Source organism: Halomonas sp. OfavH-34-E, assembly GCF_024124525.1.
GTDB classification, from domain to species: Bacteria; Pseudomonadota; Gammaproteobacteria; order Pseudomonadales; family Halomonadaceae; genus Halomonas; species Halomonas litopenaei.
The window spans coordinates 85,559-100,721 of sequence record NZ_JAMXRY010000005.1 but is presented as its reverse complement, the minus strand read 5'-3'; the positions used below and the strand labels follow the sequence as shown (position 1 = coordinate 100,721).

Annotated in this window: 13 protein-coding genes; 6 read left to right on the top strand and 7 right to left on the bottom strand. The window is 64.2% G+C overall.

The window, feature by feature from the left end:
• Nucleotides 1–43: 43 nt before the first annotated feature.
• Together NH448_RS03790 and NH448_RS03785 are read right to left on the bottom strand one after the other, a co-directional pair.
• The gene (locus tag NH448_RS03790) at nucleotides 44–1,474 is read right to left on the bottom strand and encodes a glycosyltransferase (protein WP_239452510.1); all 1,431 of its coding nucleotides are present in this window, start codon (nucleotides 1,472–1,474) and stop codon (nucleotides 44–46) included.
• Between the two features lie 142 nt (nucleotides 1,475–1,616).
• Nucleotides 1,617–2,495 (bottom strand): LysR substrate-binding domain-containing protein, encoded by an 879-nt coding sequence (locus NH448_RS03785; RefSeq protein WP_045991711.1) that lies wholly within the window; start codon nucleotides 2,493–2,495, stop codon nucleotides 1,617–1,619.
• 164 nt (nucleotides 2,496–2,659) lie between these two features.
• On the opposite strand from NH448_RS03785, the gene NH448_RS03780 reads away from it, so the two are divergent.
• The gene (locus NH448_RS03780; RefSeq protein WP_071211090.1) at nucleotides 2,660–3,964 is read left to right on the top strand and encodes a TauD/TfdA family dioxygenase; all 1,305 of its coding nucleotides are present in this window, start codon (nucleotides 2,660–2,662) and stop codon (nucleotides 3,962–3,964) included.
• A 16-nt stretch (nucleotides 3,965–3,980) separates the two neighbouring features.
• Here NH448_RS03780 and NH448_RS03775 read toward each other — a convergent pair whose 3' ends face one another.
• The gene (locus NH448_RS03775) at nucleotides 3,981–4,886 is read right to left on the bottom strand and encodes a LysR family transcriptional regulator (protein WP_045991710.1); all 906 of its coding nucleotides are present in this window, start codon (nucleotides 4,884–4,886) and stop codon (nucleotides 3,981–3,983) included.
• A gap of 173 nt (nucleotides 4,887–5,059) precedes the next feature.
• On the opposite strand from NH448_RS03775, the gene NH448_RS03770 reads away from it, so the two are divergent.
• Nucleotides 5,060–6,136, top strand: a complete 1,077-nt coding sequence (locus tag NH448_RS03770) for a tartrate dehydrogenase (RefSeq protein ID WP_045991709.1) — start codon at nucleotides 5,060–5,062, stop codon at nucleotides 6,134–6,136.
• Nucleotides 6,137–6,175: 39 nt separating this feature from the next.
• On the opposite strand, the gene NH448_RS03765 is transcribed toward NH448_RS03770, so the two are convergent.
• From NH448_RS03765 to NH448_RS03750, 4 genes are all read right to left on the bottom strand, one after another.
• Nucleotides 6,176–7,489: a TRAP transporter large permease subunit gene (locus NH448_RS03765; RefSeq protein ID WP_045991708.1), complete on the bottom strand. Its 1,314-nt coding sequence runs from the start codon at nucleotides 7,487–7,489 to the stop codon at nucleotides 6,176–6,178.
• Nucleotides 7,489–7,998, bottom strand: coding sequence for a TRAP transporter small permease subunit (locus NH448_RS03760; protein ID WP_045991707.1), 510 nt, complete (start codon nucleotides 7,996–7,998; stop codon nucleotides 7,489–7,491). Before NH448_RS03760 ends, NH448_RS03765 begins: the two co-directional genes overlap by 1 nt.
• Nucleotides 7,999–8,053: 55 nt before the next feature.
• Entirely contained in the window at nucleotides 8,054–9,103 is a 1,050-nt protein-coding gene (dctP, locus tag NH448_RS03755) for a TRAP transporter substrate-binding protein DctP (RefSeq protein ID WP_045991706.1), read from the bottom strand.
• Nucleotides 9,104–9,766: 663 nt separating this feature from the next.
• Nucleotides 9,767–10,816, bottom strand: coding sequence for a methyltransferase domain-containing protein (locus NH448_RS03750; RefSeq protein WP_253028420.1), 1,050 nt, complete (start codon nucleotides 10,814–10,816; stop codon nucleotides 9,767–9,769).
• 155 nt (nucleotides 10,817–10,971) lie between these two features.
• Here NH448_RS03750 and NH448_RS03745 point away from each other — a divergent pair, with 155 nt between their 5' ends.
• The 4 genes from NH448_RS03745 (at nucleotide 10,972) to NH448_RS03730 (ending at nucleotide 15,149) form a co-directional block, all read left to right on the top strand.
• Nucleotides 10,972–11,568 carry a lipocalin family protein gene (locus NH448_RS03745; protein WP_045992789.1) on the top strand — a complete coding sequence of 199 codons (597 nt, stop codon included), beginning with the start codon at nucleotides 10,972–10,974 and terminating at the stop codon, nucleotides 11,566–11,568.
• Between the two features lie 128 nt (nucleotides 11,569–11,696).
• Nucleotides 11,697–12,719: an SMP-30/gluconolactonase/LRE family protein gene (locus tag NH448_RS03740; protein WP_045992790.1), complete on the top strand. Its 1,023-nt coding sequence runs from the start codon at nucleotides 11,697–11,699 to the stop codon at nucleotides 12,717–12,719.
• A 428-nt stretch (nucleotides 12,720–13,147) separates the two neighbouring features.
• Nucleotides 13,148–14,155, top strand: coding sequence for a succinylglutamate desuccinylase (locus NH448_RS03735; protein WP_045992791.1), 1,008 nt, complete (start codon nucleotides 13,148–13,150; stop codon nucleotides 14,153–14,155).
• Between the two features lie 223 nt (nucleotides 14,156–14,378).
• Nucleotides 14,379–15,149 carry an ATP-binding cassette domain-containing protein gene (locus NH448_RS03730; RefSeq protein WP_045992792.1) on the top strand — a complete coding sequence of 257 codons (771 nt, stop codon included), beginning with the start codon at nucleotides 14,379–14,381 and terminating at the stop codon, nucleotides 15,147–15,149.
• Nucleotides 15,150–15,163: the final 14 nt, after the last annotated feature.

Here is a 15,163-nt window from a genome sequence, read left to right as displayed (position 1 = left end):
TTTTGTGCGTTTAAACCTAGGTGTCTTGAATCAGCAAGCGGCGTCACCTCGACGGCAGTTCGGGTTCGTCTTCATGTTGGCCGGGCCACCAGGATGGCCGCTCCTCACGCCACTCTTCACGCCACTCCTCCTGGACCAGGTGGCGTAGCACCCTCCCTCGGTAGCGTAGCATCTGCCACTCCGCGCCCAGTCGGCTGCGTACACGCTCCCAGCCGCCGTCATCGGCGTGGGTGAAGGGGCCGCCGCGGGCGATCGCCAGGCGGTAGACCCGCAGGCAGCGCTCGGCGCAGCGAGCCTCGTCGTAGGCCTGGGCCGTGCTCAGGGCGGTCTCGTGCAGGGCCGGCCAGTATCGTGCGTCGGTACATTCGGCCAGGGCCAGGGCGAAGGCCTGCTCATCCTCATGCGCCAGCAGCCGTCCATTCTCGCCATTTCGCACGACTTCGCGAACGCCAGGGGCATCGAGGGCCACCACCGGCAGCCCCGCTGCCATTGCTTCGGCCACCACCATGCCCTGGGTCTCGCTGTGTGATGCAAAGGCAAAGACGTCCATGGCGTGGTAGGCGTCGATCAGCGCCTGCCCGTGCAGGCAGCCGGTAAAACAGACACGCTCGCTCACCCCATGACGATCGGCGGCGGCTTCCACCGCTTCTCGGGCATCACCGTCTCCTACCACCAGCCACCAGGCCTCGGCATCCTCGACCAGCGCCTGGCACACCGCGCCCGCCAGAAATGCCAGATTCTTCTCTTTGGCCAGCCGACCAAGATGGCCGATCACCCGGGCATCAGCGGGGATCGCGAAGTGGTCCCGCCAGCGATCACGCTTGCCCGTCGCAAAGAGTGAAGTGTCCACTCCGCTGGGCACCACCGTCATGTCCGGGTTGCCGGCGCGCTGGACCAGCAGTTGCTTGACGCTCTCGCTGGGAGCAATCACCTCGTCGCACAGCCAGGTGTACTGGGTCGCCAGCGCCACCGCAAAGCGCTGCATCCGCGAGGAATCCCCCGGCACGTAGTGGGTGTAGTGCTCGTACAGCGTGTGGTGGGTGAACACCAGTGGCAGGCCGTAGGTTTCCGCCGCGCGCGCTGCGGTGTCGCCCAGCAGGAAGGGATGGTGTGAATGAACGATGTCTGGCTCGAAAGCCTCGATGGCGTCGAACAGTTGTCCGGGGATTGGCACCGGCAGCGAGAAGTCGCTGCCGTTGAAATGCTGCACCGCGACGACACGCACCACGTCCGGCTCGTGTTCCGGCTGTCCCTCCAGCCGAGGCGCCACCACCAGTACACGATGCCCCGCCCGCTGCAACTGGTGCTTCAGGCGCTGCACGGACTCGCTGACACCACCGACGATCGGCGCATAGGTGTTGGTGAACATCAACACATTCACGGCGGCAGCAGTCTCCCGAAACAGATGATGGACCGCACCCCGGCGGCGACAATCCAGGGTGCGGTGCAGGCGGGAGCCGGACGGCACCCTCATTCTCAATTCTATGCTCTTACGAGCGCCAGCGCCCGCCAGCGATAGCGCTCGATCAGCGGGCACGATCATACCGACTCGATCGGCTCAGCCCCAGTCCTCCTGGAGCAAAGTGCCGAGGCCTGACCTCTTGCCGACAAAGTTGTCACGATGGCCCTGGCGCCACCTCGCCCGCCAGCCAGCGCCATAGCCGTTCGCTTTCGATACTGCCCTGCGCACTGCGCGGGCGACACAACCAGAATCCTTCGCGGGTGGGCACCTCGATGTCAAACGGGGCAACCAGCCCCTGGGGATCTTCCAGCAGGCAGCGGTGCACCAGCGCCACCCCCGCCCCTTGCCGGGCCAGGGCCATCACCATGGACAGGTTGTCGCAGATCAGACTGTGACAGTGGCTCGACAGATCCTTGCGCCCGGCGTGCTCCAGCCAGGCCGGCCAGCCGGCCGCGAAGCCCGCCGCGTGGAGCAAGGTCTGCCCGGCCAGGGCATCCAGCGAGACGAGCTGCCCTGCCAGCGGCGGCGTACAGACCGGCAACAACGACGACGCCCCCAGAGAGATCGACTCCATGCCGCGCCACTCTCCCTGGCCGTAGCGCAGTTCGATATCGGCCCCTTCGGCACCGAAATCCGAACTCCAGACGGCGCTGACCACACGCACGGTCACCTCGGGGTGGGTAAGGTGAAATCGTGCCAGACGAGGCGCCAGCCATTGGCTCTGAAGCGCCGGCGTAGTGCGCAGCGTCACTGAACGATCCGGGGTCACGCCGAACACCTCCAGGGTGCCCTCATCGAGCCGCGCAAAGGCTTCCTGGACGCTCGGCAACCAGGCCTGGCCCGCCGGCGTCAGCGTCAAGCTGCGCGGGTGGCGCACGAACAGTGGCTGCCCCAGGCGGTCCTCCAGCAGCCTAATACGTTGACTGATGGCGGCCTGGGTTACCGACAGTTCCTGGCCCGCTGCGGTAAAGCTCAGGGTTCTTGCCGAGGCCTCGAAGGCCTGCAGCCAATGCAGAGGAGGAAGTCGGTGCATGTGGTTTCTGGCCCTGTGGTTTAGCGTCGATGAAAAAGACAGTCATAAGCCAGGCTTGGCCTAAGGCGTCATATTAGTCGTTTGTCGCCATCGCCTCGAGCCCCCACCATCGGCGTCAACACTCGTCACCTATTTCGTCAACACTCGTCACCTGGGAGCCATCCATGAGCACCACCTCGTTGACCTCGACCGCCGACGCCGGCCACATCGATATGCACGAACTGGCCCCCTGGCCCCAGCACCTGACGCTGACCGACGTGGTCGCTGAAGGCTTGCGTCTCTCGCTGGTCTGGAACAACGGCGACCGAGGACAATTTCCTGTGTTGTGGCTGCGCGATCACTGCGCCTGTGATCAGTGCCGCCACCCGCTGACCCGGGAACGCCTGGTCACACCGATGGCCGCCGTTCCAGGGCTCGACGAGGCCCGCATCGAGCACGGTCAGCTCCACCTTGACTGGCAGGACGGACACCACAGCCGCTTCGCCGCCGGCTGGCTGCACCAGCGTCGCCCCGGCGAGGCCGTCATCGACAGCCTGCCGCGGCCTGTCGCCTGGCAGACGCCGTTTTCCCCCCAGCATGTGCGGCATGCCGATCTGGTAGCCGGGGGCAACGGCGAAAAAGCCTGGATCACGGCGTTGCTGCGCGACGGTCTGGTGCTGCTCGACGAAGGTCCGCTGGAACTCGAGGAGGTCAGTCGCCTGGCACGGCGCATTGGCCCGCTCAAGGCCACCAACTTCGGGGCTCGCTTCGACGTCATTTCAAAGCCCAACCCCAACAACGCGGCCTACACCTCGATTGCCCTGGCGCTGCACACCGACCTGCCCAACTGGCGCCAACCGCCGGACATGCAGTTGCTGTATTGCCTGAAGAACGATGCCGAAGGCGGCGGCTCGATCTTCGCCGACGGCATCCAGGTCGCCGAGGCGCTGCGCGCGGCTAACCCCGATCACTTCCAGCTTCTGACCGAGACCGCCATCGACTTTCGCTTCCAGGACGAGGAACACGATATCGGCGTCCGCGAGCCGGTCATCGACGTCGGCACGGATGGGCGCATCCGCGAGATTCGCTTCAACAACTGGATTCGTGACACCCTGCACCTGCCTGCCGACCTGATCACCCCCTGGTACGAGGCCTACCACCACTTCTGGACCCTGCTGCATGCACCACAGCATCAGATTGCCCTCGACCTGCGTCCCGGGCAGATGGTGGCCTTCGACAACCGCCGGGTACTGCATGGACGTGAGGCCTTCGATCCCACCACCGGGGAGCGTCACCTCCAGGGCACCTACCTGGACCGCGACATGCTGGAATCCCGGCTGCGAGTGCTGGCACGCAAGGGCTACAACCGCCGGGTACTGCATGGACGTGAGGCCTTCGATCCCACCACCGGGGAGCGTCACCTCCAGGGCACCTACCTGGACCGCGACATGCTGGAATCCCGGCTGCGAGTGCTGGCACGCAAGGGCTGACGGGGCCGGCAGTCGTTCAACCGAGTGACGGGATCCTGGCCGCCAAGCGCCGAGCGAGGAAGTCGACCAGCGCACGTAAGCGCGCGGGGACGTGCCGGCGCTGGGCGTAGACCGCGAAGAAGTCGGCACGCACCCCCTGCCAGCCCGGCAGCAGGCTGACAAGGCGCCCCTCCTTCAGTTCATCGTGAACGTCCCACCAGGAGCGCAGCATCACCCCGTGACCATCGAGCGCCAGTCGCTTGATGACCTCACCGTCATTGCTGGTAAGGCGCCCGCCGACCTTGACCGACGTCTCGACACCGTCGGCGTCGACGAATCTCCACAGCGCAAAATCGCTGTCATTCTCTCGCAGTACCAGACAGGCGTGGCGCTGCAGCGCCTGTGGAGTCTCGGCCCGACCACAGCGCTCGATATAGTCGGGAGAGGCGCAGGCAACACGCCGGCTGGCCACCAGACGGCGGGCCACCAGGCGCGAGTCGGGGGGCTCGCCGATACGGATGCCCAGATCCACGCCCTCCACCAATGGCGCGGGAAAGTTAGAGAGTTCCAGTGACGCCTCGATGCCCGGATGCAAGGCACAGAACTCGGACAGCAAGGGCGCCACATGGCGACGGCCGAAACCGAAGGTCGCGTTGAGCCGCAGCGGTCCCGCCAGCGCCTCGCGATCCTCGCCCAGGCTCTCTTCCAGTTCGGCCAGCTCATCCAGTAGCGCGACTCCCCTTGCCAGGTAACGCTCACCTTCGGCGGTCAGGGTAAGCCGCCGGGTGGTGCGCGTGGCGAGTTCCACCCCGAGCCGCGCCTCCAGCTGCTTCAGACGCTTGCTGACCGCCGACAGCGACAGTCCCAGCTCGCGTGCGGTGGCGGTCAGATTGCCGGCCTGGGCCAGTTGACGAAAGAACGCCAGATCATCGAGCGATGCCACCCTTTTCTCCACTTGAGGTCAACAATGAATTGCCATCGAGCCCCATTATCGCCTCGCTGTAAAGAGCTAGACTGACCTTACACCTTGCCGCCGCCACCCTTCACACCAAGCACAATCGTGGCCGCTGCGCGAGGCACCCTCTACACGCCAGCAGACAGGATCAAGGAGCTTTCATGGCCCATCGCATCGCCATCATCGCCGGTGACGGTATCGGCACCGAAGTCATGCCCGAGGGCGTGCGCGCCCTCGAGGCTGCCGCCAAGCGCTTCGCTATCGACCTGGATACCCAGACCTTCGACTTCGCCTGCTGCGACTACTACCTCGAGCACGGCAAGATGCTGCCGGACGACTGGCGCGAGACGCTGATCGACTTCGATGCGATCTTCTACGGCGCCATCGGCTGGCCCGAAAAGGTACCGGATCACATCTCGCTGTGGGGCTCGCTGCTCAAGTTCCGCCGCGAGTTCGACCAGTACGTCAACCTGCGCCCCTGCCGCCTGCTGCCGGGTATCAAGAGCCCGCTGGCCGGTCGCGAGCCCGGCGACATCGACTTCTACGTGGTCCGCGAGAACACCGAAGGCGAATACTCGAGCGTCGGTGGCACCATGTTCGAGGGCACCGACCGGGAGGTGGTGATCCAGGAAACGGTGATGACCCGCCACGGCGTCGACCGGGTGCTCAAGTACGCCTTCGACCTGGCCCAGAGCCGCCCGCGCAAGAAGCTGACCTCGGCCACCAAGTCCAACGGCATCGCCATCACCATGCCCTGGTGGGACAGCCGTGTGGCCGAGATGGCCAAGCAGTACGGCGACGTCGAGGTGGACAAGTTCCACATCGATATCCTGACCGCCAACTTCGTCATGCATCCGGACTGGTTCGACGTGGTGGTGGCCTCCAACCTGTTCGGCGATATTCTTTCCGACCTGGGGCCCGCCTGTACCGGCACCATCGGCGTGGCGCCCTCGGCCAACATCAATCCCGAAGGCACCTTCCCGAGCCTGTTCGAGCCGGTTCACGGCAGCGCCCCGGATATCGCCGGCAAGGGCATCGCCAACCCCATCGGCCAGATCTGGTCCGGCGCCATGATGCTCGAACACCTGGGTCACAAGGACGCCGGTGACGCCATCCTGGCCGCCATCGAGGCGGTGCTGGAAGACGGCGACAGCGAAGTGCTGACCCCGGACCTGGGCGGCAACGGCACCACCGAGCGTCTGGGCGCCGCGATCAGCGAGCGTATCGCCCAGGGCTGATCACCCTGCCGGCCCGGCATCCTCGAGCCGGGCCGGTCTTCAGAACCCCACGATCTGCTCTGGCAACCATGTCGCCAGACTCGGCACCAGTGCCACCGCCAGTAGTGTCACCAGCTGGATCGCGATGAAGGGCAGCACCCCTCGGCACATCTGACCGTAGGTGATGTCATCCGGGGCGATGGACTTCAGATAGAAGATCGACGATGCCATCGGTGGGGTGAGATAGCTGGTCTGGATGGTCACCAGCACCAGGGTGGCGAACCAGACCGGATCGATGCCCAGTTGCTTGACCACCGGCGTGAAGATCGGAACGCAGATCAGCACGATGGAGGTCCAGTCGAGCACGAAGCCGAGCAGGAAGGTCACGCCGAGGAAGAACAGTATGACACCGGTGGGGCCGCCGAGCTGCTCAGCGATCTCGGCCACCATCTCGCCGCCGCCGTTGACCGCAAAGATCCCGGTAAACATGGTGCCCCCCGCCACGATCAGCAGAATCATGGCGGTGATGCGCACCGTCAGGGACAGCGACTCCCCTAGCGCCTGGACGCTGATACCGCCATTCATCACAGCCAGCAGCAAGGCGCCGCCCACGCCGACCGCCGCCGCCTCTGTCGGTGAGGCAATGCCCATCAGCAGCGAGCCCAGCACCGCAAACATCAACAACAGCGGGGGTACCAGGGCCTTAGCGGTGATCGCGAGCTTCTGGCCCAGCGGCAAGGGTGTCGCCTCCACGGCCGGAGGGCCGTCCTGGGGGCGCAGGGCGCAGCGCACCAGAATGTAGAGAGCAAACAGCGAGACCATCAATCCGCCTGGCAGAATGATGGCGGCAAAGAGTTCGCCGATGGAAAGCTGGGCAAGGGCCGCATACACCACCACGATCACGGTCGGCGGAATGATCGTGCCCAGGGAGCCCCCAGCGCAGATGGTCCCGCTCATCAGGCTATTGCGATAGCCATAGGCCCGCATCGCGGGTATCGCCATCAGACCGATCATGATCTCGACAGCACCGACCACTCCAGAGGCGGCGGCAAAGATGGCCGCCATGGCGATCGTCGTCAGCGCCAGCCCCCCAGGCAGTCGGCCGATCCAGAGCTGGATGGCATCGAACAGTTGACGCGCGATTCCCGACTTCTCGAGGATTCCTCCCATCAGCACAAACAGCGGGATGGAAGACAGCACATAGTGGGTGGCGGCGCTGTAGACGCTACCGTACAGCTGCTGAAAGATCATCGGTCCGAAGGCGTACCAGCCAGCGGCAACCGAGACCAACGTCAACGAATAGGCGATGGGGATGCCCAGGAAGATAAGCAGAAATAAGCCGGGAAACATCAGACCGGCAACGAGGGCATCCATCAGCGACTCTCCTCGGTGGTGCGTGCTGTACAAAGCTGCCGCACTCCGTCCACCGCAAGCTGGCAGGCGAAGAGGGAAAGCCCGATGGCGATAAGGGCGTAGAGCGGCCACATCCTTGGTGCCCATACGCTGACCATTTCCACCTCATTGGTGTGCCAGGCCCGCAGGGTGCGCAGCCATCCGTGATGCGCCATCAGCGCCACCACCGGCACCATCAGCAGTAGATAGACGGCACCGTGCAGGCGCTGGACCAGACGCGGCGGAAGCAGGCGACTGAAGGCATCGACCCTGACGTGGCCATCCACCTTGGCGGTCCAGGCGATGCCGAGAACAAAGGCTGTTCCCGTGGCCATGTAGGACAGATCGAAGGCCCAGATGGTCGAGGCATTAAAGGCATAGCGTGCAATGACTTCGTAGAGCATGGCGCCGGTCAGGGCGACAAGCGCCAGGCGACTGCCCCACGCCAGCAGCGTCGACGCCCTGTCGATGAGGTTCATCAGTGTATTCATGAATAGGCGTCACCCCGCAGGCCGAGGTGACGTTCCTCCAGGATCGGTTGAGGGGTCAGTCGCGGATCAGGTAGTCGTTCTGCTCGCTCCAGCGCTGCTGGTAGGTGCGGTAGTCTTCCAGCAGCGCCCGCATTGCAGGATCGTCTGACGCTTCAACCGTGGCCTCCATCCAGGCCCGACCGCTCTGGGCCAGATCCTCGACAAACTCGGGGTCCAGGCTCACCACTTCATTGCGGCCCGAACGGTAAGCCTCCATTGCCAGCATGTCCTGGTGATAGAACTGGCTCAGGCCTTCATAGGTCGTGAGCTTGGCGGCGGCTTCGATCAGCGGCTTGAGGTCGTCTGGGACGGCCGCCCAGGTGTCCTCGGTCACGACAACCTCCCAAAGGAAGGTGGGCTGATGCACGCCGGGAACCACGATGTACTTGGCGGCTTCATGGAACCCTTCTGGCTGGTTGCTCGATGGGGTTGCCCACTCCACCGCGTCGACACCCTTGCGCTGAAGCAGGGTGTAGGTGTCCCCCGGCGGCACCACGGTCGGCACTGCGCCGTAGTATTCACGCATCACCTCCGCCCAGGGGCCCGACGTACGATACTTCAAGCCTTCGAGATCGTCGGCACCATCGATCCTGACGTTGGCGTGAGCGAAGACTTCGGTGGAGCCGATACCGACGATCAAGGAATGCAGCCCCTCGCTGGCGCGCAGCTCCTGCAAGGCCTCTTGACCGCCCCCTTCGTAGATCCAGTTGATATAGGTCTCCGGCCCCATGCCACCGGGGAAGCCGGCAAAGATGGCGTTGATGGGCTTCTGGTTTACCAGGTAGCTGGGCGTGGAGTGCCCCGCCTCCACGGTGCCTTCCAGCACGGCCTCGTATACCTGCAACGCAGGTACGATCACCCCTGCGCCGAAGGGTTTGATCTCCACCCGACCCTGGCTGAGGGTGTCGGCGTTGTCGGCAAACCGCTCCAGAAAGTTCTCGTAAAAAGGGGAGCCCGCCGGTACCGAGGTCGGCACCTTCCACTCGACGTCAGCCGCCAGGGCAGGCGCCACCAGCCCCATCACCAGACTTCCGATCGCTGCTGCACTCAAGGCCTTGTTGTTCATTGTATTGACTCCATCGGTGTATCCAGCGCCCATCGCCAGATTCCACATTCCCCAACGCTTCGACAGGCCGATACGCCCAGACTCAGGCAACACCGCCAAAACGTAGATTGTATAAAATATATTTACAGGATACCCAAATGCAAGAGCGCCGTGAAAGCCCGCCCCTGTGATCCATCACGACAACGGTCAGCCCAGAACCCGGTCAGGTGGCGCATGCCAACTCGACGTGACACAACCGCACCAGGCCACCCTGTACCAAGGCGTCGCACGTCGGCCGAGAGAGACAGAAAAAAAAGCACGGAGGGAAGGCAGGAAACAGAGAAGGATGCCGAGAGAAGAATGCAGAGAGACGACCAGAGAGCACAGAGCACAGAGCACAGAGCACAGAGCATCAGCAGGCTTGGCAAGCCCGTGCCCCCTGAGGAGGCAACCATGGGAGAGGGAGCCTCCTTGAGGAGGCACTCCGCTGCACGACATACAGCGGCAGTGGAGGGAGAAACTGTCAGGTTCGCGGCAATGGCTGGGCTTTCACAGAAAAGTCGACGAGCGAAGGTTAGACAAGGCAAAAATCGTCGAGAAAGCGCAGTTTACGGGGTGTAAATGAGCATTCTAAGGCGATTTTTAACGCCGTATTACCGAGTGCAGACACTTTTCAGAAAAGCCCTAGTGTTGCCACACCCCCTGGACCACCCGTACCCGGTCGTCGCTGAGGTTATCGAGCAGGTTACGGCCCATCTCCACGAAGACCTCACCAAAGATCAGCGCAGGCCCGGGCAAGCGGGGACGAATGGGAGGACGGGCAGCAGGTCCTGACGCCTGAGGTGACGACTCGCCCCCCTCCTGCCTGGGCGGCTGCGCCTGGTCCGTGTTGCTGCCACCATGGGCTCGGCGGTCAGCCCCGCCCTGCTCGCGACGCCGGTGATGGCTTCGCCAGGCCAGCGCCTCGGCGCTGACATCCTCCAGTGCCTGGCGCTGAAACCCGGCGGCCTGGAGGTGTTGCTCGAGATCCTTCAGGGACAACAGTCGGCTATGCTCGGGCGTTCTCGCCCAGGGCACCGGCAGCGATAACGGCGCAGGATTGTCGCCTCGAACCACCTCGTGGAGCAGCAACCTGCCGCCCGGAGCGAGCACCCTGCGACACTCGCTCAACACAGCGGCGAGGTCCGGCATATTGAGCAGGGCATGCTGGCACCACACCGCCTCGACACTGGCATCCCCCAGCGGCAACTCGGCACCATCGACGCACACGAAACGGGTAGTGTCCTCCAGTCCACAGGCCCGACTCAGCCAGGTCGCGACCTCGATGAAGCCCGGCGTGATATCCACCCCCACCACTTCGTAGCCAAGCTCACGGGCCAGCAGACGACTGGCGCCGCCGGTACCGCAGCCCAGATCGAGCAGGCGCGCTGCGCCGCTGGAACCCGTGCCCGCACCCGCGAACGCGTCCAAGCGAGGACCGTCCCCCTTGTTCGGGGGCTGGCCGGCATCCCTCCCCGCCAGGGCCATCAATCGCCGGCTGGCCGCCCTGCCCCCCAGATGCAGTTGATCGATACCGGCCATCTCGTCATGACTCAGATGGTCGGGGTCGCATCCCGCCTCGACAAAGGCACGTTCGAGCCGAGCCAGCAGGCTTCCTTTGGCATCATAGTGCTGGCCCAGCTGGCTACCTGCCGTTCCCTGCGCGGCCTCTCCTGGTGCCCCCTTTAGCGTCATGCGGCGCTCCTTGCACGTTTATGGCTGCTCGATCTCAAGCAGGAAGCCTCTTGGACAACAGCAGCAAAAAAGACATACACTTCTTGTACGAAAATTATGCAACACATCCAGCGCTGACTCGTCTTCCACCCGCCTGCCACCCTTCAGGAGCCCTCATGGACACGCAAGGACGCCGGCCTTCGTCGGCCCCGGCTCGAAAGCCGACGCGCCTCTCCACCCTGCTCGCAGCCGTTGGCGCCCCGCTGGCGCTGTCGGCCTGCACAGGCCTGCCCTCTGGCACCCAGCCCATCGAGGACTTCGCCCTGGAGGACTATCTGGGTCGCTGGTACGAGATTGCGCGCTTCGATCACAGCTTCGAGGAAGGGCTCGACTGCGTCACCGCCGACTACGCCACCCGGGATGACGGTGGCGTCCAGGTGATCAACCGTGGCGTCGACCTGTCCAAGGGCGAGCCCGACGTGGCCGAAGGCAAGGCCTACCTGCTGGAGGAAGACAACGTCGGCCGCCTGAAGGTGAGCTTCTTCGGCCCCTTCTATGCAAGCTACAACATTCTGGCGCTGGATGACGCCGGACAATGGTCGCTGGTCACCGGACCGGACCGCGACTATCTGTGGATCCTCGCCAGAAGTCCCCAGCTTGACGATGCGACCTACCGCTCGCTGGTCCAGCGCGCACAGGATCTGGACTACCCGGTCGAGGAGCTGATAGAGGTCGAACAGGGCGAGGAGTGCGAGCCCTATCGCCAGGGCTGAGCAATAGTCAGGCGCTGCCGCAGGGCCGCCTGACCTCGTCAGAATGTATAACATACAGACCAGTGAACACCTCATACGCTGAAAGGGCGACCACCTCGGTCGCCCTTTCACTGCATGGAGGTCAAGCAATGTCACTGGGAAGACGAGAGTTTCTTGCCGCCACGGCGGCCATCGGCGCCACCGCTGCGGCGCCGTCGCTATTTGCCCACGCCGGCGGCACGCCCGAGCGCTATCCGATCGACGCCTGGCAGGTGGTGGATGATCGCTTCAAGCAGTACATGCTGTTCAACGCCCCGCTGGAACGGGAATGGACGGGCGGACTCTGGCTCGAGGGGCCTGCCTGGAACGCCGTGGGTCGCTACGCAGTGTTCAGCGACATCCCCAGGGCCCGGCAGATGCGCTGGGACGAGGCCAGCGGCCAGGTCAGCGTGCTGCGTGATCATATCGGCCATTCCAACGGCAACGCTTTCGACGATCGTGGTCGCCTGATCGCCTGCGAACACTCGCCGGCCCAGGTGGTTCGCTACGAGTGGGACGGCAGTCGCCATGTGCTGACCAGCACCTTCGACGGCAAGCCACTCAATGCCCCCAACGATCTGGTCACCCTGCCCGGCGGCGCCATCATCTTCACCGACCCCGGCTACGGCGCGCACTCCGACTACGAGGGCAAGCAGCGCTCGCTCGAACTCGAGACCGCCATCTACTACTGGGAGGACGGCATGCAGGAGCCGACCCGTCTGACCACAGAGCTCTACAAGCCCAATGGTATCGCCCTGGGGCCGGACGGCAGCTCGCTGTATGTCACCGATACCGCCCCTTCGCACCATCCCGATCAGCCCGCTACCATCACGCGATTCACCTTCAGCGCCGAGAACAGGACGCTGGCTGGTGCCGAGAGGCTGGTGGAAAGCACCAGCGAGGGCTACGACGGCATGTGCTGTGATGAGGACGGCAACCTCTGGGTCGGCACCTCAGGGGGCGAGGGCAAGGATGGGGTCAGCGTGTTTGCTCCGGATGGCACCCTGATCGGTCGCGTCCTGCTGCCAGAAGTCTGCGCCAACGTCTGCTTCGTCGGAGAGAAGCGCAACCGTCTGCTGATGGCCGCCAGTCAATCGCTGTATACCCTCTATACCGGCGCTCGCGGTCTCTAGGCGCCTGCCGCTGTGGCCGCTCATCTCCAACCCGGCGGCGAATGCTGCCGGGCCTTTCATTATCGCACCCCCGGTTTTCACCAGATCGACGCTCGCTCTTGCGAGGTCCCTCGCTGCCTAAGAAGGTGAAGCGGCATCCGCGCCTCCAGCGATGATCGAATGCCCGACCATCGGCCGCTGACAGGCCACGCCCTGCCCTGTTTCCGTTCGCCCCAGCTCGGCTGGCGAGTCGGCCCGGAGGGTCGCTAGTGGGTAGGTAGTGGGCCAGCTCTGGGCCGATAAGAGGCAACGGGGTCCTCCTGGGGGCTCGCAATGGTGCGGCGACAAGAATTCGATAAATGCCTTGGCAACAAGAAGACTCCCGATGACGTTTGTTCTGACACCCGACTCAGGTTCCCTTTGTTCCTCGCCTCTGGCGGGAGGTCGCCATGCTGGCTGAGTGGCTGACGGCAAGTCTTGAGGCCGATGCGTCGTCCCCCGACCGGCCGATCAAGGGCCGGGAAGGCTCGCTAAAAGGCGGCCGCTATCGGATCGAGGGGCCAGGCCTGCTGCGCCTGATCCCGGACACCGTCGGCGCAGATGCACGCGCCTGCGTGCTGTCCGTCGGCATCCACGGCAACGAGACCGCGCCGATCGAGCTGCTGGGTGATTGCCTGGCGCGCCTGGAGGCAGGGCTTGCCTCTGTCGGTGCTCCGGTATTGGTGATCCTCGGCAACCTCGAGGCGATTCGTCGCAACACCCGCTTCGTCGAGACCAACCTTAATCGGCTGTTCCGGCGGGAACTCGACCAGCCAGGCGACGAGGCCGTCCGCGCGCGTGAGCTGATGGCCGCGGTGGATGCCTTCTTCGCCGACCACAGCCAGCTGCCAAGGCTGCACTACGACCTGCACACCGCGATCCGCGACAGCCACTACCCACGCTTCGTGGTGGACCCTTTCGCCGAGACTCGTACCGATAGCGAGCAGTGGCACTGGATGGCCGGCGCGGGCATCCAGGCGGCGCTCAAGCAGCATCAGCATAGCTGGACCTTCTCCCACTACAGCAAGCACTACCACGGCGCCCAGGCGTTTACCCTGGAACTCGGCAAGGCGTTGCCGTTCGGCCACAATGATCTCGAGCCACTTGAACCCATGGGCCGGCTGATTCAGTCGCTGATCGCCGGACAATTGCCCGAGTCGGGCGAGATCCAGCAGCTGGATGGCTTTGCGGTGGCTGTCGAAGTGTTCCGTGAAAGCGAGGACTTCGCGCTGTGCTTTGCCGATGATATTCCCAACTTCACCGAGTTCGCCCCCGGTACCGTGGTGGCGCGTGACGCCCAGGCCGGCGATACCCGTATCGGTGACGAGCCGCTCAAGGTGGTGTTCCCCAACGCCAGGGTAGAACTCGGCGCTCGAGCGGCGCTGCTGGTGCGCCCGGTGAGGCTGACATCAGCGTGAGATCGCACCTCTTTTACTTACAATAAATATATACATAACAACAACCTGGAGATAGACGCATGACAACTCCCGCCCCTATACTCGACGAAGGTCTATACCCCCTCGGATCAGCTTCGTCTGCTGCGCCGTTCCAAGCCTGTTAGAATCCCCCGTTTTTTTCGCGCCAGCCCGCGCCATCCGGCCGGCCCACCCGGCACGGCCGATTCTATCTGGAGCCCGATTCATGGCTGATACACCAATTCCGCTGGAAGTGCGCAATATCAAGAAGCGCTTTGGCAACACCGAAGTGCTCAAGGGGCTGTCTCTCGAGGCCCGCAAGGGGGACGTCATCACCCTGATCGGCGCCTCCGGCTCCGGCAAGAGCACCTTCCTGCGCTGCATGAACCTGCTTGAACAGCCCAACGAGGGCGAGCTGTTTGTCCACGGCGAACAGATCCGCTTCAAGGAAACCAAGCACGGCCGCGAGCCTGCCGACTGGAACCAGGTGGTACAGATGCGCGCCAAGCTGTCGATGGTGTTCCAGAGCTTCAACCTCTGGGCCCACATGACGCTTCTGGAGAACGTCATCGAAGCGCCTGTCCACGTGCTCAAGAAGTCGAAGAAGGAGGCCATCGAACACGCCCGCGCCCTGCTAAAGCGGGTCGGCCTGGCCGAACGCGCCGACTACTATCCGGCCCAGCTTTCCGGTGGCCAGCAGCAGCGTGGTGCCATCGCCCGGGCACTCGCCATGGACCCGGAGGTCATGCTGTTCGACGAGCCGACCTCGGCGCTGGACCCGGAGCTTGTCGGCGACGTGCTCAAGGTCATGCGTGACCTGGCCGAGGAAGGCCGCACCATGATTGTGGTAACCCACGAAATGGCCTTCGCCCGCGACGTCTCCAGTCAGGTGATCTACCTGCACCAGGGTCAGGTCGAGGAAGCGGGTCCGCCCGACCAGGTGCTGGGCAACCCCAGCTCCGAGCGACTCAAGCAATTCCTTGCACCCAAGCGCTGAGGCGGCCAGGAGAG